Annotated in this window: 1 protein-coding gene; it reads left to right on the top strand. The window is 34.2% G+C overall.

Annotation, left to right across the window (positions count from 1 at the left end; genetic code table 11):
• A partial coding sequence (locus AC1DTM_RS29160; RefSeq protein ID WP_477001567.1) for a VOC family protein occupies positions 1 to 761 on the top strand: 761 nt, incomplete at its 5' end.
• Positions 762 to 878 lie beyond the last annotated feature (117 nt).

Genomic DNA, 878 nt, shown 5'->3' with positions numbered 1-878 from the left:
CGGTTTCTATAGAAGGGGTAAAACAAGTCTATAACGACATATTATCTTTTCCAATAAAAAAAGAAACCGCATCATATATTCAATTTGAAGTAACACCGTATACAACAATTAGTTTTCAAGAAGTATATGAACCAATTGCACCTGCGCATTTCGCTTTTGAGATCCCATATTCAAAGTTTCATGAAACGGCAAAATGGCTTAAAGAGTCTGGATTACTCATTGTGAAATGGAAAGATGGTCATACAATTGGTGAGGAGAATGGTCTATTCAATTTATACTTTAAAGATGGTGATGGAAATCTTCTCGAAATTATTGCACATAGTTATGTTAAAGAAGATGTATTAGTCCCGCATTCACCGTTAAACATTTTATACGTAAGGGAAATTGGTCTTCCGGTTAAAAGTGTACCTGTATTTACGGAATGGTTGAAATCAAATCTAGACATGAAAACGAAGGAAGATGGGGATATTTTTAACTTTGTAATAGGTGGCACTGCATATATCGTTGCAACCTGGTGGCAGCGACCGTGGATTCCAATCGCGATGAAAGCTTTACCACCGAAAGTACATGTTTCATTCGGAACACCGGATCATGCGTTTTTACAACAAATCCAAAATAACTTTAAGAAAAATAGTGTTCCATTTGAAAGTAAACATACTGATGTATTGTTTATTCAACAAGGGTATTCATTTTCTGTTTTGCATACACCGGAGTTTCATTCCGATATTCCTAGAAAATTAAACTTACCACTTTCTATATAATTATAGGGAGGGGTAAGTTTTTTTCATTTTCATGAAGAAGGGTTTCAGTATAATTACACTGAATTTATAGAGGACTATAAGGCGTTATTCTAATTTACTGTAAGGAGAGAAATGAAT

Source organism: Bacillus sp. P4_D3, assembly GCF_056401855.1.
The sequence above is the reverse complement of the archived record's forward strand: the minus strand, read 5'-3'. Positions and strand labels throughout refer to the sequence as shown.